Origin of the sequence: Vibrio diabolicus, assembly GCF_011801455.1 — a bacterium.
Taxonomy (GTDB): domain Bacteria; phylum Pseudomonadota; class Gammaproteobacteria; order Enterobacterales; family Vibrionaceae; genus Vibrio; species Vibrio diabolicus.
Genome location: NZ_CP042451.1, coordinates 2781953 through 2805228, shown reverse-complemented (window position 1 = coordinate 2805228; position 23276 = coordinate 2781953). Strand labels below are relative to the sequence as shown.

The 23276-nt window shown below is 46.0% G+C and carries 20 protein-coding genes; 16 read left to right on the top strand and 4 right to left on the bottom strand.

The features are described 5' to 3' along the window. Positions 1-33: 33 nt before the first annotated feature. Entirely contained in the window at positions 34-2877 is a 2844-nt protein-coding gene (glnE, locus tag FR741_RS13230; RefSeq protein ID WP_167426905.1) for a bifunctional [glutamate--ammonia ligase]-adenylyl-L-tyrosine phosphorylase/[glutamate--ammonia-ligase] adenylyltransferase, read from the top strand. 67 nt (positions 2878-2944) lie between these two features. Then, positions 2945-4375: a bifunctional D-glycero-beta-D-manno-heptose-7-phosphate kinase/D-glycero-beta-D-manno-heptose 1-phosphate adenylyltransferase HldE gene (gene hldE / locus FR741_RS13225; RefSeq protein WP_167426904.1), complete on the top strand. Its 1431-nt coding sequence runs from the start codon at positions 2945-2947 to the stop codon at positions 4373-4375. Between the two features lie 178 nt (positions 4376-4553). On the opposite strand, the gene tolC is transcribed toward hldE, so the two are convergent. Continuing rightward, complete coding sequence (tolC, locus tag FR741_RS13220; RefSeq protein WP_012842165.1) at positions 4554-5882, bottom strand: outer membrane channel protein TolC; 1329 nt, start codon at positions 5880-5882, stop codon at positions 4554-4556. Between the two features lie 229 nt (positions 5883-6111). Here tolC and nudF point away from each other — a divergent pair, with 229 nt between their 5' ends. The 6 genes from nudF to parC all read left to right on the top strand — a co-directional run bounded on the left by nudF (position 6112) and on the right by parC (position 13124). After that, complete coding sequence (nudF, locus tag FR741_RS13215; RefSeq protein WP_012842164.1) at positions 6112-6762, top strand: ADP-ribose diphosphatase; 651 nt, start codon at positions 6112-6114, stop codon at positions 6760-6762. Beyond that, positions 6762-7205, top strand: coding sequence for a DUF1249 family protein (locus FR741_RS13210; RefSeq protein ID WP_005395930.1), 444 nt, complete (start codon positions 6762-6764; stop codon positions 7203-7205). Before nudF ends, FR741_RS13210 begins: the two co-directional genes overlap by 1 nt. A 61-nt stretch (positions 7206-7266) precedes the next feature. Then, positions 7267-8073 carry a 3',5'-cyclic-AMP phosphodiesterase gene (cpdA, locus tag FR741_RS13205; protein WP_046874001.1) on the top strand — a complete coding sequence of 269 codons (807 nt, stop codon included), beginning with the start codon at positions 7267-7269 and terminating at the stop codon, positions 8071-8073. Between the two features lie 47 nt (positions 8074-8120). Beyond that, the gene (gene yqiA / locus FR741_RS13200; RefSeq protein WP_167426903.1) at positions 8121-8705 is read left to right on the top strand and encodes an esterase YqiA; all 585 of its coding nucleotides are present in this window, start codon (positions 8121-8123) and stop codon (positions 8703-8705) included. Positions 8706-8954: 249 nt separating this feature from the next. Further along, positions 8955-10835 (top strand): DNA topoisomerase IV subunit B, encoded by a 1881-nt coding sequence (gene parE, locus FR741_RS13195; protein WP_005395924.1) that lies wholly within the window; start codon positions 8955-8957, stop codon positions 10833-10835. Between the two features lie 3 nt (positions 10836-10838). After that, positions 10839-13124: a DNA topoisomerase IV subunit A gene (parC, locus tag FR741_RS13190; protein WP_005395922.1), complete on the top strand. Its 2286-nt coding sequence runs from the start codon at positions 10839-10841 to the stop codon at positions 13122-13124. 37 nt (positions 13125-13161) lie between these two features. Here the strand turns inward: parC and degS are convergent, their stop codons facing one another. The 3 genes from degS to zapG form a co-directional block, all read right to left on the bottom strand. Beyond that, positions 13162-14226 carry an outer membrane-stress sensor serine endopeptidase DegS gene (degS, locus tag FR741_RS13185; protein WP_005395921.1) on the bottom strand — a complete coding sequence of 355 codons (1065 nt, stop codon included), beginning with the start codon at positions 14224-14226 and terminating at the stop codon, positions 13162-13164. Positions 14227-14416: 190 nt separating this feature from the next. Next, positions 14417-15784, bottom strand: coding sequence for a Do family serine endopeptidase (locus tag FR741_RS13180; protein ID WP_005395920.1), 1368 nt, complete (start codon positions 15782-15784; stop codon positions 14417-14419). Positions 15785-15987: 203 nt separating this feature from the next. Next, a complete protein-coding gene (zapG, locus tag FR741_RS13175; protein WP_005395919.1) occupies positions 15988-16431 on the bottom strand; it encodes a Z-ring associated protein ZapG in 444 nt (147 codons plus the stop codon). 195 nt (positions 16432-16626) lie between these two features. Here zapG and zapE point away from each other — a divergent pair, with 195 nt between their 5' ends. The 8 genes from zapE (at position 16627) to sspB (ending at position 23263) form a co-directional block, all read left to right on the top strand. Then, a complete protein-coding gene (zapE, locus tag FR741_RS13170; RefSeq protein ID WP_167426902.1) occupies positions 16627-17730 on the top strand; it encodes a cell division protein ZapE in 1104 nt (367 codons plus the stop codon). 250 nt (positions 17731-17980) lie between these two features. After that, entirely contained in the window at positions 17981-18409 is a 429-nt protein-coding gene (rplM, locus tag FR741_RS13165; protein WP_012842158.1) for a 50S ribosomal protein L13, read from the top strand. Between the two features lie 15 nt (positions 18410-18424). Then, on the top strand, positions 18425-18817 hold the full coding sequence (gene rpsI, locus FR741_RS13160; protein WP_005372876.1) for a 30S ribosomal protein S9: 393 nt from the start codon (positions 18425-18427) through the stop codon (positions 18815-18817). Between the two features lie 618 nt (positions 18818-19435). Next, positions 19436-20026, top strand: coding sequence for a ubiquinol-cytochrome c reductase iron-sulfur subunit (gene petA / locus FR741_RS13155; RefSeq protein WP_005396462.1), 591 nt, complete (start codon positions 19436-19438; stop codon positions 20024-20026). Beyond that, positions 20026-21291, top strand: a complete 1266-nt coding sequence (locus tag FR741_RS13150) for a cytochrome b (protein WP_005372880.1) — start codon at positions 20026-20028, stop codon at positions 21289-21291. The genes petA and FR741_RS13150 overlap by 1 nt, the downstream gene beginning before the upstream one ends. Then, positions 21288-22025: a cytochrome c1 gene (locus tag FR741_RS13145; protein ID WP_005372881.1), complete on the top strand. Its 738-nt coding sequence runs from the start codon at positions 21288-21290 to the stop codon at positions 22023-22025. The genes FR741_RS13150 and FR741_RS13145 overlap by 4 nt, the downstream gene beginning before the upstream one ends. A 96-nt stretch (positions 22026-22121) precedes the next feature. After that, on the top strand, positions 22122-22757 hold the full coding sequence (sspA, locus tag FR741_RS13140; protein WP_005372897.1) for a stringent starvation protein SspA: 636 nt from the start codon (positions 22122-22124) through the stop codon (positions 22755-22757). A 17-nt stretch (positions 22758-22774) separates the two neighbouring features. Then, the gene (gene sspB, locus FR741_RS13135; protein ID WP_048626626.1) at positions 22775-23263 is read left to right on the top strand and encodes a ClpXP protease specificity-enhancing factor; all 489 of its coding nucleotides are present in this window, start codon (positions 22775-22777) and stop codon (positions 23261-23263) included. Positions 23264-23276 lie beyond the last annotated feature (13 nt).

Sequence of the window (23276 nt, the reverse complement as noted above, 5' to 3'; positions counted from 1 at the left end):
TGAGTTACCGTGCTTTTCAAACAAGGAAGAAAAATGCAGCTGCCTTCGCCACTGATTTCTATCGCTGAATCTGCCGTACAAAATGCTCAAGAGGCAGGTTATTTTCCCCTTTGGCCAGATGAGATTGCGCAGCAATTTCGCTATGTGGCGGGCTTAAGCCAGTTTATCACCGAAGCCATTCATCGCGATGAAGTCCTAGCGCGTGAGTTGCCAAACATGTTAGCGCAACCAAGTCGTCAAGAGTCTTATCGTTCACGTCTTGCGGCACTGCTGGGAAAATGCCCGGATGAGATGTCTGGTCATCGCATGTTGCGTCAGTTTCGCAACCAAGAAATGGTGTACATTGCGTGGAAGGATTTCACGCATACATGGTCGCTAGAAGCTTCTTTAAGCCACTTATCCGAGTTGGCAGAAGCGATGATTTTTGAAACCTATCAATGGCAATATCAAGCGTGTTGTCAGGAGTGGGGAACGCCGACGAGTGAGGAAGGTGAAGTACAGCCGATGTTGATTATCGGCATGGGGAAACTAGGTGGCGGCGAGCTAAACTTTTCATCCGATATTGATCTAATTTTCACATATCCAGAGAATGGCGAAACCCAAGGCGCTCGCCGCAGCATTGCCAATGCCCAGTTCTTTACTCGCCTTGGTCAACGCATCATCAAAGCGCTCGATCAACAAACCTTCGATGGTTTTTGTTACCGTGTCGACATGCGACTTCGCCCATTTGGAGAAAGTGGCCCATTAGTCATGAGCTATGCGGCACTAGAGGATTACTATCAAGAACAGGGACGTGACTGGGAGCGTTACGCGATGATCAAAGCTCGAGTGATGGGGTGCGAAATGTACCCGCAATACCAAGAGCTACGCCAAATGCTGCGTCCTTTTGTTTTTCGTCGCTATATTGATTTCAGTGCGATTCAGTCTTTGCGTCGGATGAAATCGATGATCAGTAGTGAGGTTCGCCGCCGAGGTTTGAACAACAACATCAAGTTAGGCGCAGGTGGTATCCGAGAAATTGAATTTATCGCCCAAGTTTTTCAATTAATTCGAGGTGGTCGCGAGCCTTCTCTTCGTAATCGAGGGTTGTTGGAAACGCTGCAAGGCATTGAAGAGCTGGCGTTACTCACTTCGCAAGAAGTCAGCAGTCTAGAAGCCGCATACAAGTACTTGCGTCAATTAGAAAACTTGTTGCAAGCGATGGCGGACAGGCAAACCCAGACGCTGCCTGATTGCGAAATCGAACGCTTAAAGCTCGCTACCGCGATGCAAATGACCTCTTGGGACCAACTGATTGAGCAAACTCAGCAGCACATGGCGAATGTTCATCAAGTATTTGAGTCGTTAATTGGTGATGATGAAGAAGACGAGGGCACTACGGTTGCTCGTCATTTTCATGAGTTATGGGATATGGCGAACAAACAAGATGTGCTTGAACATATCTTGCAGCAGGATATTCAGGTTGAAGACTTTGCTTCATGCGCGAAAACCATCATCAACTTTAAAACTGATCTGGCTAAAAAAACGTTAGGACCGCGTGGACGCGAAGTGTTAAACCGTTTAATGCCGAAGGTGTTTGATGCGGTGTTTGCCCACCCTGATGCACAGTTTGGTTTACCGCGAGTGCTGCATTTACTGCACAATATCTGCACTCGTACGACTTATCTGGAGTTATTGGATGAGCACCCAGCGGCTCTAGTACAGCTAGTACGTTTGTGTACCGCAAGCCCAATGATTTCAGAGCAGCTATCTCGGTATCCGATCTTACTCGATGAGTTGATCGACCCTGCACAGTTGTACAATCCAATCCCATTAGACAGTTACCGTACAGAGCTGCGTGATTATCTGGCCCGTATTCCAGAAGATGATATGGAGCAGCAAATGGAAGCGTTGCGCCAGTTTAAGCAAATCTGCATTTTACGTATTGCGGCGGCGGATATTGCTGGTGCATTGCCGGTGATGAAAGTGAGTGATCACTTAACCTATTTGGCGGAAGCTATCGTTGATGCTGTGGTCAGTCAGGCTTGGTTGCAAGTGTCCGAAAAATACGGCGAGCCAACGCATGTAAAAGATCGTGAAGGCAAGGGTTTTGCCGTCATTGGCTATGGCAAAGTCGGTGGTTGGGAACTCGGCTATAACTCCGACTTGGATATCGTCTTTATGCATGACTGCCCAGTCAATGTTTATACAGATGGCAAAAAGGAAATCGACGGTCGTCAGTTCTACCTTCGCCTAGCGCAGCGCATCATTCATATTTTCTCGACTCGCACCGCTTCCGGCATTTTGTACGAAGTCGATACCCGCTTGCGCCCATCTGGCGCGTCAGGTTTGTTGGTTAGCCCAACCGATGCGTTTGACGATTATCAGCATCAAGAAGCCTGGACATGGGAGCATCAAGCACTTGTGCGCGCGCGCTTGATTTATGGCGATGAACCCCTTGCTATTGCATTTCACAATACGCGACATGATGTGTTGTGCAAAGCGCGCGATCGGGCGGAACTGAAAAAAGCCGTTGTCGAAATGAGAGAGAAAATGCGCGGTCATCTTGGGGGGAAAAAGCCCGGCCGTTTTATGCTCAAGCAAGATGTGGGAGGGATTACCGATATCGAATTTCTCGCTCAGTACTTAGTGCTCAACTATAGTCACGATAAGCCGAAATTAACGCGTTGGTGTGATAATGTGCGCATCTTTGAAACGCTCATTGCACAAAATGTCATGGACGAAGACCAGGCAATGCAGTTGATACGTGCCTACACGACAATGCGAAACGAAATACACCGGAGAAATCTACTCAATTTAGATGCTGATGTGGTGGAAGATAAGTTTGTTGCCGAAAGGGAGTGGGTAAAACAGGCTTGGAATCAGTGGTTCAGTTAAGACCATATATTTAGCCTCGATAAGGGCTGTGATAAACTCACTTCGATTTAATTTTTGGAGACCAATAATGAAACCAATTCTACCTGATTACAACAGCGCTGGTGTGCTCATCATCGGTGATGTCATGCTAGATCGTTACTGGTATGGCCCAACCGGACGTATTTCTCCTGAAGCGCCGGTTCCTGTTGTAAAAGTAGAAAACAATGAAGAGCGTCCTGGTGGTGCTGCGAACGTTGCGATGAATATCGCATCACTAGGTGGCCATGCTCACATTGTTGGTCTAACAGGGGAAGATGAGCCTGCAAAAGTGCTGACGGAGACGCTGAGCTCACTCAATGTGAAATGCGATTTCGTTGCACTGCCGGATTACCCAACGATTACGAAGCTTCGCGTAATGAGCCGTGGACAACAGCTTATTCGTCTCGACTTCGAAGATAAGTTTGAAAACACGGATTCTGCACCTGTGCTATCGCGTATGGATGCCGCTCTGCCAAACGTTAAAGCCGTGATTATGTCTGACTACGCAAAAGGCTCGTTAGAGCATGTTCAGGCATACATCCAAAAAGCGCGCGCAGCAAACATTCCAGTTTTCATTGATCCTAAAGGTGCGGATTTTGAACGCTACCGTGGCGCAACACTTCTTACGCCAAACATGAAAGAGTTCGAAGATGTCGTTGGCAAAGTAAAATCAGACCAAGAGCTGGTTGAAAAAGCACTTCAGCTTGTTGAAGAGTTTGATTTTGAAGCGCTACTGGTTACGCGTAGTGAAAACGGCATGACGTTGATCCGCCGTGGTCAAGAGCCATTCCACCTTCCGACTCAAGCGAAAGAAGTGTACGACGTGACTGGTGCTGGTGATACGGTGATTTCTGTACTTGCAGCTTCAGTGGCGGCGGGTAAATCCTTCGAAGAAGCGTGTGCACTAGCGAATGCGGCGGCAGGCGTTGTTGTTGGTAAGCTTGGTACCTCGACCTTGTCTGAAATTGAACTAGCAGAAGCGGTACATGGTAGCCAAGACACGGATTACGGTGTGATTTCAGAAAAAGCGCTGATTGAAGCAGTGAAAAAAGCACGTGCACGTGGCGAGAAAGTCGTTATGACAAACGGCTGCTTTGATATTCTTCACGCTGGGCATGTGTCTTACTTAAACCATGCTGCTGAACTTGGTGATCGCCTGATTGTTGCGGTGAATACCGATGAATCAGTGAAGCGTCTTAAAGGGCCTGGTCGTCCTGTGAACCCAACCGATCGCCGCATGGCGGTATTGGCAGGTTTGGGCGCTGTGGATTGGGTAGTACCATTTAGTGAAGATACGCCGCAACGTTTGATCTCGGAAGTTTTGCCAAGCTTGCTAGTAAAAGGTGGGGACTACAACCCAGAAGAGATTGCTGGTGGTAAAGAAGTCATTGCTGCAGGTGGCGAAGTTCGTGTATTGAACTTTGAGGATGGTTGCTCAACCAGTGAAATCATCAATGCAATCAAAGGCGGTAAGGGCTAAGCCTACGATTTGTTGGCATTGAAACGCTATTTGTTTGTAAAAGGTCGCCAAGTGCGGCCTTTTTGATACTTGATGTTCTGAGACACTTTTCGTCTCTTAACTGCAAGCAATAAAAAACGCCAGCTGATAAATCAACTGGCGTTTTTATTTATTGAGAACTGAAGCATTCAGTCAGCAATTATTTTGCTGCTTTCAAACCTGCATCAACGTCTAAGATGTCTTGTTCGCTTAGCGTACCAACGGCTTGGCGTAGCTGAAGAACACTTAAGATGTAGTCGTAACGAGCGTTCGATAGGTTTTTATTCGCATCGTATAGACGACGAGTTGCGTCTAGCACGTCAACGATAGTACGAGTACCCACATCAAAACCTGCTTCTGTTGCTTCTAGTGCAGAGCGCGCAGAAATAACGGCTTGCTCATAAGCACGTAGTGCGCCGATAGAGGCGTTAATGTTGTTGTTTTGTGCGCGAACATCTTTTACTACGCTACGGTATTGTGCTTCAAGATCTTCACTTGCAGCCACGTACGCGTATTCAGCCTGTTTGGTTTGAGAGGTGACGTTACCACCCGTGTATAGCGGCACCGCAAGGTTCACACCGATATTGAAGTTGTCTGTGGTGTTGTCACGAGAGCTATGAGACGTATCACCGTAGTTGTAACCACCGTCTAGAGACAGCGTTGGTAGATGACCAGAACTTGCTAGTGAAATATTGTCACGTGCGATATCTTGAAGAATACGTGAAGACAGCAAGGTCAGGTTTTTGGTTTTTGCTTCGTCAATTAGCGACTCAGCAGGCACGGTCGATGGACTAGCAGTGAAGCGGCGAGTGTCCAAGATGTTGAGATCTTTGTGCTCTTGACCGGTGATTTCACGTAATGACTCGTAGCTGTTAGTCAGTGCGTTTTCTGCTAACACTTCATCCGCCAGTACTTGGTCGTACTGAGCTTGCGCGTCGTGTACGTCAGTGATCGCAGATAAACCTACTTCAAAACGCTGTTTTGTTTGCTCTAGTTGACGACCCACTGCGGCTTTTTCTGCACGGACGAAAACAAGGTTGTCTTGTGCGCGTAGAACTTCAAAATACGCTTGTGAAACACGAAGAATTAGTGCTTGTTGAGTCGCAGCGTAAGTTGCGTCTGCTTGGCGAGCACTTTTCTCAGCGGTATCTAGCGAGATCCAAGATGCGCGGTTGTAAAGTGCTTGTGAAAAGCTAACACCAGCGGTTAGGGCGTTGGCATCGTTTGATACGTCATTGACTAGATTTGAGTCGTATTCAGTATCGCCACGAGTTAAGTTGTAACCTGCTGTTAGGTTAATTTGTGGTAATAGAGCACTACGGCTTGAGGTGATTGCTTCGAAAGCTTGGTCACGTTGTGCTGCTACACTGAGCAATTGTGGATCATTTTGTTTTGCTAAGTCGTAGATTTCAGCCAAAGAGTCTGCGAACGCAGACGTACTCATGCTACCTAGCGCTGCACTGATAAATAGTGGAAGCAATTTTTTCATTTTCTATTCCCGCGGTCAATAGATTGGTTAATTCTCAGTAGTTTAACTCAATTTGCACGATATTTACTCTAAAGTTTGCACTTTTTTACACGTAATTATCCAGTCGTGCAATAAATTTTCACCAAAGACTTAAATTAATTTGTAACTATTGTACAAAAAGTTGAGCCAAGTCCTTTGAGCAAGCGAATAACAATGAGTAAACTACAAGATTCACTCAGAGAGGTGTCGAATGCAACAGTGTGACAAACAACAAAAGGATTTTACTTCGCAAGATGTAAAAGTCATCTCGAAAGAAACCTTATTTGAAGGCTTTTTCAAAATGGTGAAATATCGCTTTCAGCATAAGCTATTTGCTGGAGGTTGGAGCGAGGTTGTCGAACGAGAAATGTTCGAGCGTGGTCATGCTGCAGCGATGCTTCCTTATGATCCAAATACGGATCAAGTGGTTATCATTGAACAGATTCGAGTAGGAGCCTTAGAGCATCAACACCCATGGCAGCTAGAGATTGTCGCGGGTATGATTGACCGTGATGAATCAGCTGAAGCCGTCATTCGCCGAGAAGCTGTCGAAGAGGCGGGGATACAAGTGGGGCGTGTTGCGCCAGTCACCTCTTATTATCCTTCTGCTGGCGGTTGCTCGGAAAAGTTGGACGTATTTGTTGGTGAAGTGGACGCATCTAAAGCGCACGGCATTCATGGTTTAGACTATGAGAATGAAGATATTCGCGTACATGTTTTGAGTCGTGAGCAAGCATATCAATGGGTGAAAGACGGAAAATTTGAAAATGGTGCGTCGATTATTGCGTTGCAATGGTTGCAATTAAACCATCAAGAGTTGAAGTCACAGTGGGGGCAACCCCAAATGGTGGAGAGTAAGTAATGGCACAAGTGGCTGAAAAACAGAGGTATCATGTTGATTTAGCGGGTCTAATGAGAACCTATGAGACCAACTACGCTAAATTGAACGCCTTATTGCCTGCTTCTGCCGAAGTTGGGGATGTACGCTGCTATCAAGCGGCGAACATGGTTTACCAACTGACCGTGAATGAAATCACAAAATACACCACAGTTGTTGAGATATGTCAGAGTGATGAAACGCCAGTGTTTCCTTTACCGACGATGTCTGTCAGGCTTTATCACGATGCGAGAGTAGCCGAAGTATGCTCAAGCGGAGAGTTCTCTCGCATAAAAGCTAAGTATGATTATCCCAACGACCAACTGATGCAGAAAGATGAAAAGCATCAACTAAACACATTCCTCGGTGAATGGCTGACGTTTTGTTTACGAAGTGGTATCAGTAGAACACCACTTGCCTTCAATTGATCGTCACGTCACTAAAGGAAAATAACAAATAACGATATAGTGGACGAATCAGGTTTTCATTTTGCAATCATCTAGTGACAGCATCAAACTTTTACAAATTACGGATACTCATCTGTTTGCTGCCGATGAGGGAAGTTTGCTGAGCGTAAAAACGGCCGATAGCTTTAACGCTGTTGTTGCTGATGTTTTACGCCGCAACGTGACGTTTGATTACATCTTGGCGACAGGGGATATTTCCCAAGACCATAGTGCAGAATCTTACCAGCGCTTTGCCGAAGGCATTGAACCGCTAGAGAAAGACTGCTTTTGGCTGCCTGGTAATCATGACTACAAGCCCAATATGGGCAGTGTATTACCTTCGCAACAAATCAAAGCGGCAGAGCATGTATTGCTTGGCGCGCATTGGCAGTTGGTTCTTTTAGACTCGCAAGTTGTTGGCGTTCCCCACGGACGCTTGAGTGATCAGCAGTTAGCGTTACTCGAAGAAAAGTTAGCAGAACACCCAGAAAGGCACACACTTGTGTTGTTGCATCACCATCCATTATTAGTGGGAAGCGCGTGGCTTGATCAACATACCTTAAAAGATGCCGAAGCGTTCTGGCAGGTTGTCGATCGTTTTGATAACGTGAAAGGCATTCTCTGTGGACATGTTCATCAAGACATGAATGTGCTTCATAATGGTATTCGAGTGATGGCAACACCCTCGACGTGTGTTCAGTTTAAGCCTAACTCGGATGATTTTGCCCTCGATACGACTTCGCCTGGTTGGCGTGAACTGCAGTTGCACGCTTGTGGTGATATTACGACCCAAGTGGGCCGACTTCCTGACGGCCAGTTCCAACCAGACTTCTCTTCTAACGGATACTAACGCGCCCGAGCTCTATGTTCGGGCTCGCTTTTTTGTGCGAGATATCTATGAGTAAACCTTCACTTCTTCTGTATATCCATGGCTTTAACAGTTCTCCATTCTCAATGAAAGCCAATGTGATGAGAGCATACTGCGAGCAGCATCGTCCTGATATCAAAGTGATTGTTCCCCAGTTACCTTGTTATCCTCAACAAGCGGCGAAAATGTTGTTGGATATCATCGAGCAACATAAAGACGATTATAACATTGGTCTGGTGGGCAGCTCATTAGGCGGCTTTATGTCAATGTGGCTAAATGACAAGTTTGGATTTAAAGCGGTTGTGGTCAACCCCGCGGTTAAGCCCTATGAGTTGTTAGTAGATTATTTGGGTGAGCAAACTAACCCTTATACGCACGAAACCTATACACTTGAAGCTTGTCATATTGACGAGTTAAAAGCTCTTGATGTACAAAGCATCGCGTCGCCACATTCTTTCTGGTTGTTACAGCAGACAGAAGATGAGGTTTTAGACTATCGACAAGCGGTAGATAAGTTTGCAGACGCTAAGCAAACAGTAGAACAAGGCGGTGATCACAGTTTTGTAGGCTTTGAGCGTTATCCTGCACAGATTATCGAATTTCTAGAACTGTAATTCGAAAGCGATTGGAAAAGGCTCATAGTTTTTATTGATATATCCAACCGTTTCTTGACATGGGCGGTATGCTTTCCGACTATGTTTTGCCAAAAGATCTTAAGGGTCGAGGACCCTGGCTACTTTGTTATGCATCATGTTTACAAGCACTTAGTGATGTGAACAGGGTGGCTTTTTCGTTTCCTGAGTATGGGTTCACCCATTGGTGATATTCAGGCAACAAGTAAACTTTGAGAATAATTCCGTATTATGACTGAACAATATAATGCTGGTGCCATTGAAGTACTGAATGGCTTAGAGCCAGTACGTCGCCGACCAGGGATGTATACGGATACAGCGCGCCCAAACCATTTGGGCCAAGAAGTTATCGACAACAGTGTCGATGAAGCGCTAGCCGGACATGCCTCAAAAGTACAAGTCATCCTACATGCCGACCAATCACTAGAAGTGATCGATGATGGTCGAGGCATGCCTGTTGATATCCACCCAGAAGAGAAAGTGTCAGGCGTAGAGTTAATCCTATGCAAGCTGCACGCAGGTGGTAAGTTCTCTAACAAAAACTACCAATTCTCTGGTGGTTTGCACGGGGTAGGTATTTCGGTAGTAAACGCGTTGTCAAAACGCGTTGAAGTAACCGTTCGTCGTGATGGTCAAGTGTATGAAATTGCATTTGAGCACGGTGATAAAGTCTCTGACCTGACCGTAACCGGCACATGTGGTCGTCGCAATCGCGGTACCAGCGTGCATTTCTGGCCTGATGCGAAGTACTTCGATTCGGCTAACTTCTCTGTTACACGCCTAGTCAATAATCTGCGCGCAAAAGCGGTTTTGTGCCCGGGCCTAGAAATTACATTAACCGACAAAGTTAATGGTAAAGACTATAAGTGGTACTACGAAGACGGTCTTAAAGACTATCTTGCGGAAGGCGTAAAAGGCTACCCAGTTATTCCTGAAGAACCATTTACTGGTGAGTTCTTGGCGGATACCGAAGCGGCAAACTGGGCGGTAATTTGGCAGCCAGAAGGTGGTGAGATGATCACCGAAAGCTACGTTAACCTGATCCCAACTGCTCAAGGTGGTACGCACGTTAATGGTTTACGCCAAGGCTTGTTAGAAGCGATGCGCGAGTTCTGTGAGTTCCGTAATCTATTACCTCGTGGCGTGAAGCTAACGGGTGATGACGTTTTCGACCGCTGTTCTTACGTGTTGTCGGTTAAAATTCAAGATCCGCAATTTGCAGGCCAGACCAAAGAACGTCTGTCTTCTCGTCAAACCGCGGCATTTGTCTCAGGTGTCGTAAAAGATGCGTTCAGTCTTTGGTTGAACGAAAAGCCTCAGCTAGCAGAGCAATTGGCAGAAGTCTGTATCGCTAACGCGCACCGTCGTATGCGTGCAGCGAAAAAAGTCGTACGTAAGAAAGTGGCGTCCGGCCCAGCACTGCCAGGTAAGTTGACCGACTGTTCAGCACAGGACTTAAGTCGCACTGAAATCTTCTTTGTGGAGGGTGACTCTGCGGGTGGCTCGGCAAAACAGGCACGTGACCGTGAGTTCCAAGCCGTGATGCCACTGCGTGGTAAGATCTTGAACACGTGGGAAGTCTCTGCTGACCAAGTATTAGCATCTCAAGAAGTACACGATATTTCAGTGGCTTTGGGGATTGATCCTGACAGCGATAACCTTGATGGTCTTCGTTACGGTAAGATCTGTATCCTTGCCGATGCGGACTCGGATGGTCTTCACATCGCAACGCTGCTTTGTGCACTGTTCACTCGTCACTTCCGTGCACTGGTTGAAGCGGGTCATATCTACGTGGCGATGCCGCCTCTGTATCGAATCGATTGCGGGAAAGAAGTGTTCTACGCCCTCGATGACGATGAAAAAGATGGCATCTTAGAGCGCTTGTCGAAGAAGAAAGCCAAAATCAACGTGCAACGATTCAAAGGTTTGGGTGAGATGAACCCACTTCAGTTGCGTGAAACCACCATGGATCCGAACACGCGTCGCTTAGTGCAGTTAACCATTGACGACTCTACGGCGACCATGGAAATGATGGACATGCTGCTGGGCAAAAAGCGTGCAGATGACCGTCGTTCTTGGCTACAAAACAACGGCGACTTGGCAGAGGTGTAACGGATGTCTACAGAAATTACCTACGATGGCGTCGAACAATTGCCAATGCGCAAGTTCACTGAAGACGCTTATCTGAACTACTCGATGTACGTCATCATGGACCGCGCCTTGCCATACATTGGTGATGGCTTAAAGCCGGTTCAACGACGCATCATTTATGCGATGTCAGAGCTTGGTCTCTCTGCATCAGCAAAATACAAAAAATCTGCACGTACCGTTGGTGACGTGTTAGGTAAATACCATCCGCACGGTGATTCAGCGTGTTACGAAGCGATGGTATTGATGGCTCAGCCATTCTCTTACCGCTATCCATTAGTCGATGGTCAAGGTAACTGGGGTGCGCCAGATGATCCGAAATCATTCGCGGCAATGCGTTATACCGAAGCAAAACTGTCTAAGTTTGCTGAAGTATTGCTAGGCGAACTGGGTCAGGGTACGGTCGAATGGCAACCTAACTTTGATGGCACAATGAAAGAGCCACAAATGTTGCCAGCACGCCTGCCTCATATCCTGCTTAACGGTGTAACCGGTATTGCAGTTGGTATGGCAACAGATATCCCACCGCATAACGTTCGTGAAATCGCAGATGCGACTATTCATTTGATCGACAACCCGAAAGCAGAACTGCCGGACGTGATGCAGTATGTTAAAGGTCCGGATTACCCAACAGAAGCAGAAATCATCTCGCCGCAAGCGGATATTGAGAAGATTTACCGCAACGGTCGCGGCAGCATCAAGATGCGCGCGGTATGGCACAAAGAAGGGTCTGATATCGTTATCACCTCTCTGCCACACCAAGTATCGGGTGCAAAACTGCTTGAGCAAATCGCTAACCAGATGCGTGCGAAGAAGCTACCAATGGTTGACGATCTTCGTGACGAGTCGGATCACGAGAACCCAACGCGTATCGTTGTGGTACCTAAGTCAAACCGCGTCGATTGTGATTTGTTGATGAACCACTTGTTCGCATCAACGGATCTTGAGCGCAGCTACCGCGTTAACTTGAACATGATTGGTTTGGATAATCGTCCTCAAGTTAAAGGTCTGGTGCAAATTCTGTCAGAGTGGATTGAGTTCCGTCGCACGACCGTACGTCGTCGTCTACAACACCGCCTAGACAAAGTCATGGCTCGCTTACACATTTTGGAAGGTTTGTTGGTTGCTTACCTAAACCTAGATGAAGTGATTGAGATCATCCGTACCGAAGATGATCCTAAAGCGGTATTGATGGCACGTTTTGGTATTACCGATATCCAAGCGGATGCGATTCTAGATACCAAACTTCGTCATCTAGCCAAGCTAGAAGAGATGAAGATTCGTGGTGAGCAAGACGAGCTAGAGAAAGAGCGCGAGAAGCTAGAACAGCTACTCGGTTCTGAGCGCCGTCTAAACACACTACTGAAAAAAGAAATTAAAGCAGACGCAGAGAAATACGGTGATGACCGTCGATCTCCATTGGTTGAGCGTGCAGAGGCAAAAGCGCTCACTGAACGTGATCTTGTTCCAAGTGAACCAATCACGGTTGTGCTTTCTGAAAAAGGTTGGATTCGTCACGCGAAAGGCCATGACGTAGATGCAGAAGGCCTGAACTATAAGTCGGGTGATAAATACTTAGCGCACGCACGAGGTAAGAGTAATCAGCCTGCGGTATTCCTAGGTAGTGACGGTCGAAGTTACTCTCTGGAATCACACTCGCTGCCTTCTGCTCGTAGTCAAGGTGAGCCGATTACCGGTCGTTTGAATATTACGGCTGGTAGCAGTATTCGCCAAGTGATCATGAGTGAAGAAGATCAGCTGTGGCTGGTGGGCTCTGATGCAGGTTACGGCTTTGTATGTAAAGGCGCTGACTTGCTGTCTAAAAACCGCAGTGGTAAAGCGCTGGTCACTTTGCCGGCTAACTCTGAGGTCATGACGCCAAAAGCGATTGAAGATTTAGATTCTGATGAAATCTTAGCAATCACTAACCAAGGTCGCATGCTGCTGTTCCCAATCAAAGACCTGCCACAACTGGCGAAAGGTAAAGGGAATAAGATCATCAATATTCCTGCTGCTAAAGCAAAAGAGCGAGAAGAAGTACTATCTCACTTAATGTCTTTACCAAAAGGTGCATCGTTAACGCTGTACGCGGGTAAGCGAAAATTGGGTCTTAAACCGTCTGACCTTGATAACTTCCGTGGCGAACGTGGTCGCCGAGGTGGGTTACTACCAAGAGGTTTGCAGCGAGTCACTCGCATTGAGGTTGAGCTGGACGATTCCGATACGACGGAAACACCGAGCGATAGCGAGTAACGCACAAATAAAAATCCCAGCCAATGGCTGGGATTTTTTATGCTTCTTGCTTGTCTTCAGCAATCGTGACTTTCAAGCTCATCTCTTTTCCTTTGCGAATGATGCCGACGTCCACGGTGGTGCCAGGACGTAAATCGGTGACGATATCCATGACGCTCTGACGCCCTTGCACTTTATTGCCATCAATACTGATAATGATGTCCTGCTTTTGGAAGCCTGCTGCATTGGCTGGACCATTTGGATCAATACCAAGCACGACAATACCACCTATGTGTTCATTTCCAAGTAGGCGAGCAGTGACCGCATTAATGTCTTGGCCGTCGATACCAATATAGCCACGAATCACGCGACCATCAGCGATGATTTTCTGCATGATCTTGCTGGCTAGTGGCGCAGGGATCGCAAAGGAAATACCGTAAGTTTCTAAATCAGTCGCTTGTTGGAAAGAGGCGGTATTGATGCCGACGAGCTCACCTTGAGTGTTCACTAGGGCGCCACCAGAGTTCCCCTCATTGATGGCGGCATCGGTTTGAATAAATGCTTGGCGACCGTCGCTAATAGATGAGCGTCCTGTTGCTGAAATAATGCCGAACGTTGTGGTTTGCCCAAGGTTGTATGGGTTACCGATGGCTAGGACCACATCACCAACTTGTGGTTTGTAATTAGAGTTAAGAGGAATAACAGGTAAATTCGAACCTTCGACACGAAGTACGGCAATGTCTGTGCGTTTATCCGTGCCAACTAGCTGAGCTGCCGCGGCTCTACCGTCTTGTAATGCGACAACAATTTGGTCTGCTTGAGCAACCACATGGTAGTTGGTAATGATGTAGCCTTTCTCACTGACAATGACACCTGAACCCAGACCTTGAGTCGAGAGTTTACTGCGATCATTTTCAACATATTTACGGCTGTAGATGTTTACTACGGCAGGTGCTGCTCTTCGCACCGCCTGATTAAATGTCAACTCAACGGACGCGATATTAACAGGTTGCGGATCTAGCGCGGCAGGAATTACGTTGTTGCGCAAAGATGGTACCGCCAGTAATACCACTGCGGCAGTAGCCAAGCCTAAAAAGACAGAACGTAATAAAAAGCTGAGCATATCCTCTCCATGCATGAGCGCCAAAATGGCATAGAAGATGAAGAATAGCATTACATTGAAAAATAACAAAAGGGCAGCACGGAATCGTGCTGCCCTTTTCATTAGCTATTGAGCGATAAGGAAAAGTATTCGAGGCTTATTACTCGATGCTATGCATCGAAAACCTTATTTCCTATCACTTTGAAAGTGACTAACGAATAACAAGATAAATAGTACGTTCGCCACGCTGAATATTCAGAGCTAATACGCCTTTGTGCTTATCCACGATTGCACGAAGCTCAGCAAGGTTTTTCACGCGCTGACGGTTTACACCGATAATGATGTCCCCTTGTTGTAATTGATATTGAGCAGCCGGAGAGTTATCTGCAACGCTCGATACTTTAACGCCTTGAATTGCATCACTTGGTGTCGTATTGCTTAACTCAGCACCCTTGAGCCCTTCGTGTAATGTTTCGGCTTTGGCTTTCATATTTGTAGATTCGCCAAGCGTTACATCAAAGGTTTTATTCTTACCATCTCGAACTACACCTAACGTGATTTCTTTTCCTGCGCCCAGCGTTGCCACTTTTGCGCGGAGCTCTGAGAAAGTATTAATCGCTTTACCGTTTACCGATACAATTACATCACCGGCTTTCAATCCAGCTTTATCGGCTGCGCTGTCTGGTACGACTTGGCCAATAAAGGCCCCTTTACTTGACTCGTAACCCAATGCATCAGCCAGCTCAGAGGTTACTTCACCGCCCTGTACACCCAACATGCCGCGTTTGACTTCACCAAACTCTAGAATTTGCTCGGTGAGGTTTTTCATCATGTTGGACGGAATCGCAAAGCCAATCCCCACGTTACCGCCGTTAGGGCCTAAAATCGCAGTATTAATACCGATCAGCTCACCATTAAGGTTGACCAATGCACCACCAGAGTTACCGCTGTTAATTGCGGCATCGGTTTGGATGAAGTTTTCGAAGTTTTCAACGTTCAAGCCACTACGGCCTAACGCTGAGACGATGCCCGACGTCACGGTTTGACCGAGTCCGAATGGGTTACCAATCGCAACCGTAAAGTCACCTACGCGAAGTTTGTCGGAATCTGCGACTTTAATTTGCGTTAAGTTTTTCGCTTTTTCTAATTTAAGCAACGCAACATCGGCCATCTCATCTCCGCCAACGAGCGTAGCGTCATACTCGCGACCATCATAGAGGCGAACTCGAATCTCATCCGCGCCCTTGATTACGTGGTAGTTAGTGACGATATGCCCTTTTTTCGCATCAATAATGACACCAGAACCTAAACCTCTGAACGGGCGCTCGCGCCTTTGCTCCATCGGAAAGTCCGGTCCAAAGAAGAATTGAAATTGTTCGGGAATACGGCTGGTTTGTACTTGTTTGCCTTCTACAGCAATACTCACAACAGCAGGGGTTACTTTCTCAAGCATGGGCGCCAAGCTAGGTAACTGTTGGCCATCCACATTTAAAGGTAATGCTGCGGTGGCTTGAACTGGCGCAATAATAGAGCCCAAACTCAGAGATAGAACGGTGAGCGCAAGCAGTGGTTTTTTCATCCAATAACTCCTCTTGAAACATGTCTGCCAAAAAGAAATATCCGAACGGTTAGTTCACTTTGTTAATAACTAATATAGGGCCTAGTTCGGATAATCAAAGGGGGAGGCAGTTCACATCCAAGTTAGAGCAAAGGTAAGAAGAAAAAGTTCAAAAAAGGGCCGATACAAATGTATCGGCCCTAGTAGGTAGAGGTAAGAGAAGGTTATGATGCTTTTGCGGTTACCGCTTCGGGAGCATTAATGATTTCTTTCTCTTGATCCTTTAAAAGACCCGTTGCGCCATTGGCGTAGTCTTTTGGCTGTTCGTTAAACTCTGGTTGATCTTCTGCAATAGCTTCAGAAGACATTGCCGTTTTCTTATCAAACGGGTTGTCTTGCTCTGGCAAGTTTGGCAAAAGCTCAGAAGAGGTCTTAGCCATATGTTGGTACAGCTTGGTGTAATCTTTACCTAGTGTATCCAACATTTCTGCGGTTTGTGCAAAATGATCGACGAGCTCTTGACGTTGTTGCTCTAGTTCAAACTTGGCCGCTTCAAGTTCTTTCTGCACAGACTTTTGTTTCTTGTATTCAGGGGTGGTTAGTCTACTAATGACTACGCCTACGATTGTACCGACCAGCAAACCCACAATGGCATAAATCCAAGGCATAACTGCTCCTTATAGTTGTTTTAACAAGTCTTTTACTACTTAGTTACACGCGGTGCTAGTCCATGTTACTATGGCTTGAACAGCCGATAAAGAAAAATAGCAGTATGTCTTCGGGGACTGATAACTACTTCTCTCTATTCTCAAAGTTGACCCCGAGGTAACCCTTTTCCCAGTACCTCTATACGACTTAATACGATGACACCACTACAACAATATCAAAAAGACATAGCGGAACACGGGTTTCAGCGTGATGAAGCTCAGTATCAAGCGGTCGTTGCATTAGATAAGCTTTACCATGCTATCGTTGAATTTCAGTCAGCTCCTGTGTCCCAGCTTTCCAAATGGCAAAAGCTCATGGGGAAAAAAATCGACATGCCTGAACCCCCAAAAGGTCTTTACTTTTGGGGAGGAGTCGGACGCGGTAAAACGTACCTCATGGATGCGTTTTTTGATGCTTTACCAACCCAAAGAAAAATGCGCGTACACTTTCACCGCTTCATGTATCGAGTACATGATGAGTTGAAGCTGTTAGGTGATGTCGAAAATCCGCTAGCAAAAGTAGCGGATAAATTCAAAGAAGAAGCGGATGTGGTTTGCTTTGATGAATTTTTTGTCTCTGACATTACGGATGCGATGATCCTTGCAACGTTACTCCAAGAGATGTTCAAGCGACAGATGATCCTAGTCGCGACTTCAAACATCGAACCGCAGAACTTATATCGTAATGGCTTACAAAGAGCGCGCTTTTTGCCTGCAATTGATATGATTTTGGCACGTTGTGACGTGTTGAATGTTGATAGTGGCGTTGATTATCGCTTAAGAACGCTTGAACAGGCCGAAATATACCATTATCCACTTGATGAACAGGCCAACATTAATCTCAACAAGTATTATCAGCAGCTGACGGGCGAACGTCAGATCGTCGCTCATCAAATCGAAGTTAATCACCGTCAGCTTGAGGTAATTGAAGCGAGTGATGGGGTTCTGCATGCGTCGTTTGCTCAGTTATGCCAAACCGCTCGCAGTCAAAATGACTACATTGAGCTGTCCCGAATTTATCACACGGTATTATTGGCGGACGTTCAACAGATGAACCGAAAAATAGATGACGCTGCGAGGCGTTTTATCGCACTGGTCGATGAGTTTTACGAGCGCAATGTGAAGTTGATTATTTCTGCTGAAGTGCCAATGGAAGACTTATATACTGAGGGGCAGCTCGAGTTTGAATTTAAGCGCTGTTTGTCTCGGCTCACTGAGATGCAAAGTCATGAGTACCTCGCGCGTGAGCATTTGGCCTAAATCTAGTGTGTTCTTAAAAAGTGAAGAAAAAATTAGTGATTTGGCGCAAAAAAAGGTGATTTTTTCTTCGCTCTTCTCTATAATCCTGCGACCCACCGTTACTGCAGACCGGATTATCGAAGTTATTTCGAAATTGAAGGTCGAGAGTACCAACGACTCGAAGGGGTGATGACTGGGCTCTTAGACAGTGTGGGAGCACCAGAACGGTGTTCCTTAAAGTTTAAATTTTAATTAACGGGTTATTATTAGCATGAAAACTTTCGTTGCTAAACCAGAAACTGTAAAACGCGACTGGTACGTTGTAGACGCTGAAGGTAAAACTCTTGGTCGTCTAGCAAGTGAAATTGCATCTCGCCTACGTGGCAAACATAAAGCTGAATACACTCCTCACGTTGACGCTGGTGACTACATCATCGTTATCAACGCTGAGAAAGTTGCTGTAACTGGTAACAAAGCTAAGAACAAAGTGTACTACCGTCACTCTGAGTTCCCAGGTGGTCTAAAATCTATCACTTTTGAAAAGTTGATCGATCGTAAACCTGAGATGGTTCTTGAGCTTGCAGTTAAAGGCATGCTTCCACGTGGTCCTCTAGGCCGTGCTATGTACCGTAAGCTTAAAGTTTACGCAGGCGCTGAGCACAACCATGTTGCTCAACAACCACAAGTACTAGACATCTAATTGGGGATTTCGAAAATGGCAGAGAATCAATACTACGGCACTGGCCGTCGCAAAAGCTCAGCTGCACGTGTTTTTATTAAACCAGGCAGCGGCAACATTGTAGTAAACAAGCGTAACCTTGACGAATACTTCGGTCGTCCAACAGCTCGCATGGTTGTACAACAACCTCTAGAACTTGTTGAACTAACTGAAAAGCTAGACCTTTACGTAACAGTTAAAGGCGGCGGTATTTCTGGTCAAGCTGGTGCTATCCGTCACGGTATCACTCGCGCGCTTATGGAATACGATGAGTCTCTACGTCCTGCTCTACGCGCAGCTGGCTACGTTACTCGTGACGCTCGTTGCGTTGAACGTAAGAAAGTTGGTCTACGTAAAGCACGTCGTCGTCCACAGTTCTCTAAGCGTTAATTTCCTCTTATTGGAAATTCTGCTTTTCAGAGTTATTCTGGAAACTGTGTACCAAAAGCTCGGCTCTATGCCGGGCTTTTTTGTTTTTAAAGAAATAATACCTGCCTATCAATATCCATTTGTATTCACTTATAACTAGGCTCAGAGTAAGGCTTCTTCCTTACCATACGTCATAAGCTTATTTATCTGCTGTGGGTGCCTTTGCGTCTTAATATCCCTGCAACATGTTTTAAAATGCCTACTCGTCTTTTTTGCGTATGCGGCGTGCTACAAAAGTGAAAATACAAATAACGTAAGTTGAATGTGCACTAAGAAATATTTTGCTGTGTAATTAACTGAAAACTACCAAGATAAAAGGTTTGAATAGCTTTCAGCAGAACTTCCATGTTGTGCTTTCTTGTTACAAATCACATCAATTTTTTATAATTCTGCCGCTTTTGTGACGACGCGAGCGATTTGCCTCACAAATGTTACAAAAAGGTAGCTTTATCTTGTCAAAAAGTAGGGTTTTCTTTATCATTTCCCTCCAATAAATAGAACTAAATTCATTATTTGTTAGCCATGCTCTTATAAGCGGAATAATAACGATCCAAAGGGAGCAAATGGGAGAATGTTTGGATGAGCAACGCGCCTTTAAATAACGGTCGCAGGCGTTTTCTAACCGCTACAACGGCAGTTGTTGGTGGGTTAGGGGCAGTCGCCGTCGCCGTGCCTTTTATCAAATCATGGAATCCGAGTGCTAAAGCCAAAGCGGCAGGTGCACCGGTGGAAGTGGATATAAGTAAAATTGAACCAGGTCAGCTGGTTCGTGTCGAGTGGCAGGGGAAACCTGTATGGATTGTTCGCCGCACTCAAAGCGTTCTAGATAACTTAAAAACGATCGGCGATAAGCTTCGTGATCCGCAATCTGAAATGGAACAGCAGCCTGAGTACGCTCAGAATGAGTTTCGTTCGATTAAGGAAGAGTTTTTTGTCGCTGTTGGTTTCTGTACTCACCTAGGTTGTTCACCAACCTATCTACCAGACTCTTTCTCAGAGCAGGTCCAGGGCGTAAGATCTGGCTTCTTCTGTCCTTGTCATGGTTCTAAGTTCGATATGGCTGGTCGAGTGTTCCAAGGGGTACCTGCTCCATTGAACCTTGTCGTTCCTAAGCACATGTATTTGAGCGACACCAAGCTCATTGTGGGTGTTGATGAGGGGGATGCATAATGCAAGCAATGTTAGACTGGGTTGAAAAGCGTATTCCTGCAATGAATGCTTATAAAAAGCATTTGTCTGAATACCCAATGCCTAAGAACTTCAACTTTTGGTACCTTTTCGGTTCTCTGGCGATGCTGGTTCTGGTTAACCAAATCCTAACGGGTATCTGGCTAACGATGAACTACGTTCCTTCTGGTGACGGTGCGTTTGCTTCTATCGAGTACATCATGCGTGATGTAGAGTACGGTTGGCTTCTACGTTACATGCACTCAACTGGCGCATCTGCGTTTTTCGTTGTTGTGTACTTGCACATGTTCCGTGGCCTGATCTACGGCTCATACCAAAAACCTCGTGAACTACTGTGGATCTTCGGTATGTTGATCTTCCTCGTTCTAATGGCTGAAGCATTCATGGGTTACCTACTGCCATGGGGTCAGATGTCATACTGGGGTGCGCAGGTAATCATTTCTTTGTTTGGTGCGATTCCTGTTATCGGTGATGACCTAACGCTTTGGATCCGTGGTGACTACATCATCTCTGGTGCAACGTTAAACCGTTTCTTCGCACTACACGTTATTGCACTGCCTATCGTTCTACTTCTTCTTGTGGTTCTGCACGTATTGGCGCTGCACGAAGTCGGCTCAAACAACCCTGATGGTATCGAAACTAAGCTACCAAAAGGTTCAATGGGCGATGATTACAAGACACAGTTCAAGTTCCACGATTACTACACGAAGAAATACGACATTATCGACTCTATTCCTTTCCACCCATACGGTACGGTTAAGGACTTAGTTGGTGTGGCTGGTTTCTTGTTCTTCTTCTGTTACGTGCTGTTCTTTAACCCAGAAATGGGAGGATACTTCCTTGAACCGCCTAACTTTGAAGCGGCCAACCCACTGAAGACACCAGAGCACATTGCTCCTGTATGGTACTTCACGCCGTTTTACGCAATTTTACGTGCGGTTCCAGACAAACTATTAGGTGTTATCCTAATGGGTGCGTCAATTGCAGTGCTGTTTGTTCTACCTTGGTTGGATCGTTGTAAAGTTCGTTCATACCGTTACCGTAGCAAACTTCATCTGTTGAATATTGTACAGTTCACTATCGCCTTTATCGCTCTGGGTATTTTAGGTGCGTTACCTGCAACACCAACGTACACACTACTATCTCAGATCTTTAGCTTGTGTTACTTCATGTTCTTTGTGTTGCTGTTCTTCTACAGCAAAAATGAAGCAACCAAACCATTACCAGAGAGGGTGACATTCAAATGAAGAAGTGGATTGTAATTCTATTTGCTATGTTGCCATCACTAGCGATGGCAGCGGGGGCTAACGTTCCGCTTGATAAAGCGAATGTTGACCTAACGGATAAAGCTTCGCTACAAAACGGTGCGAAGTTGTTCATGAACTACTGTTTTGCTTGTCACTCAACGCAGTATCAGCGTTATGAGCGTGTAGCAACAGACTTGGAAATTCCAACAGACTTAATGAAAGAAAACCTGATTTTCAATCCTGAAGCGAAAATCGGTGATCTAATGGTCAATGCAATGCCACCGAAGCAAGCGGCAAACTGGTTTGGTGCTCCACCACCAGATCTTACGTTGGTTGCACGAGTTCGTGGTGCTGATTGGTTATACACTTACTTACGCTCTTTCTATGTTGATCCATCTCGTCCATTCGGCGTGAACAACATTGTCTTCCCGAGTGTTGGTATGCCACATGTGCTTGAAGAGCTACAGGGTATCCCGACGCCGATTTACGATACGAAAATCGTAGATGGCGAAGAAGTACAAGTTGTTGTTGGTACTGAAACAGATGGTACGGGTGAGCTGAGCGAAGGCGAATACGACAAAGCGGTTGGCGACCTAGTGAACTTCTTGGTTTATTCAGGTGACCCAGTGCAGCTTGAGCGTCATGCTTTAGGTTGGTGGGTAATGGGCTTCTTAGTGCTTCTAACCATCGTTGTCGTGATGCTCAAGAAAGAGTATTGGCGCGATGTGCATTAATTGTGCTAAAATACCGTGCTAATTCCCAATTTTAATTGATGTACAATGGAGGCTTAGCCTCCATTGTTTTTATTTGTAAGTGTACTGGAGGGCTCCATGGCTGTAGCTGCCAATAAACGTTCTGTGATGACTCTTTTCTCAAGTGCATCAGATTTGTATAGCCATCAGGTTCGCATTGTACTAGCTGAAAAAGGCGTAAGTGTTGAAGTTGAGCTTGTTGACGAAGCAAACCTTCCTGCTGAGCTTGTTGAGCTAAACCCATATAAATCAGTGCCAACTCTTGTTGACCGTGAGCTAGCTCTTTACGATTCAAAAATCATCATGGAGTACTTGGACGAGCGTTTCCCTCATCCACCTCTAATGCCGGTTTACCCTGTTGCTCGTGGCAACAGCCGCTTGATGATGTACCGTATCGAACGCAACTGGTATTCACTCGCTGAAAAAGTGATGAAAGGTAATGCGGAAGAATCAGAAAAAGCACGCACAAAGCTGCGTAATGATCTTCTGACATTAGCGCCAATTTTTGCTGAATATGAGTACTTCATGAGCGAAGAATTCAGCTTGATCGACTGTTACCTAGCTCCATTATTGTGGCGTCTGCCTCAACTTGGTATCGATCTGGTTGGCCCTGGTTCAAAAGAAATCAAGGTGTACATGAACCGCGTATTTGAACGTGATTCGTTCCTTGCTTCTTTAACTGAAGCTGAACGTGAAATGCGCCTAGTTCGCTAAGCGATTTTAAACACGTTATGGATATTGCAAAAATGACTGCTCGCCGCCCGTATATGCTTCGCGCATTTTACGATTGGCTAGTAGACAATGACTTGACTCCTCACTTAGTGGTGGATGCAACGATGCCGGGCGTACGTGTACCGGTTGAGTTTATTCAAGATGGTCAAATTATTTTGAATATTGCACCACGTGCGGTGGGTAATCTTGAGTTAGGTAATGATGCGATTACCTTCCATGCTCGCTTTAGCGGTCGTCCGCACTCAGTAATTGTGCCGGTGTATGCTGTCCAAGCTATTTATGCGCGTGAGAATGGTGCTGGTACTATGTTTGAACCAGAAGAAGCGTACACTCACATCGAAGAAGAAGAAGCGATGACCGAGGAAGAATCATCCCCATCGTTTACAACGGTTAGCGATGAGCCTTCTGAGTTTGCCTCTGATTCGGATGCCGAAGAGGACGATGCTCCTCGACCAAAAGGCAAACCAAGCTTAAGAGTGATTAAATAATAAAAAAGCAGCG

What these genes read in the sequence shown, in the direction of transcription:
- tolC (WP_012842165.1), bottom strand. Translation starts at nt 5,882, where the DNA reads ATGAAAAAATTGCTTCCACTATTTATCAGTGCAGCGCTAGGTAGCATG.
- rplM (WP_012842158.1), top strand. Translation starts at nt 17,981, where the DNA reads ATGAAAACTTTCGTTGCTAAACCAGAAACTGTAAAACGCGACTGGTAC.
- sspA (WP_005372897.1), top strand. Translation starts at nt 22,122, where the DNA reads ATGGCTGTAGCTGCCAATAAACGTTCTGTGATGACTCTTTTCTCAAGT.
- zapE (WP_167426902.1), top strand. Translation starts at nt 16,627, where the DNA reads ATGACACCACTACAACAATATCAAAAAGACATAGCGGAACACGGGTTT.
- parC (WP_005395922.1), top strand. Translation starts at nt 10,839, where the DNA reads ATGTCTACAGAAATTACCTACGATGGCGTCGAACAATTGCCAATGCGC.
- parE (WP_005395924.1), top strand. Translation starts at nt 8,955, where the DNA reads ATGACTGAACAATATAATGCTGGTGCCATTGAAGTACTGAATGGCTTA.
- FR741_RS13145 (WP_005372881.1), top strand. Translation starts at nt 21,288, where the DNA reads ATGAAGAAGTGGATTGTAATTCTATTTGCTATGTTGCCATCACTAGCG.
- nudF (WP_012842164.1), top strand. Translation starts at nt 6,112, where the DNA reads ATGCAACAGTGTGACAAACAACAAAAGGATTTTACTTCGCAAGATGTA.
- yqiA (WP_167426903.1), top strand. Translation starts at nt 8,121, where the DNA reads ATGAGTAAACCTTCACTTCTTCTGTATATCCATGGCTTTAACAGTTCT.
- FR741_RS13180 (WP_005395920.1), bottom strand. Translation starts at nt 15,784, where the DNA reads ATGAAAAAACCACTGCTTGCGCTCACCGTTCTATCTCTGAGTTTGGGC.
- FR741_RS13210 (WP_005395930.1), top strand. Translation starts at nt 6,762, where the DNA reads ATGGCACAAGTGGCTGAAAAACAGAGGTATCATGTTGATTTAGCGGGT.
- glnE (WP_167426905.1), top strand. Translation starts at nt 34, where the DNA reads ATGCAGCTGCCTTCGCCACTGATTTCTATCGCTGAATCTGCCGTACAA.
- rpsI (WP_005372876.1), top strand. Translation starts at nt 18,425, where the DNA reads ATGGCAGAGAATCAATACTACGGCACTGGCCGTCGCAAAAGCTCAGCT.
- hldE (WP_167426904.1), top strand. Translation starts at nt 2,945, where the DNA reads ATGAAACCAATTCTACCTGATTACAACAGCGCTGGTGTGCTCATCATC.
- FR741_RS13150 (WP_005372880.1), top strand. Translation starts at nt 20,026, where the DNA reads ATGCAAGCAATGTTAGACTGGGTTGAAAAGCGTATTCCTGCAATGAAT.
- sspB (WP_048626626.1), top strand. Translation starts at nt 22,775, where the DNA reads ATGGATATTGCAAAAATGACTGCTCGCCGCCCGTATATGCTTCGCGCA.
- zapG (WP_005395919.1), bottom strand. Translation starts at nt 16,431, where the DNA reads ATGCCTTGGATTTATGCCATTGTGGGTTTGCTGGTCGGTACAATCGTA.
- petA (WP_005396462.1), top strand. Translation starts at nt 19,436, where the DNA reads ATGAGCAACGCGCCTTTAAATAACGGTCGCAGGCGTTTTCTAACCGCT.
- degS (WP_005395921.1), bottom strand. Translation starts at nt 14,226, where the DNA reads ATGCTCAGCTTTTTATTACGTTCTGTCTTTTTAGGCTTGGCTACTGCC.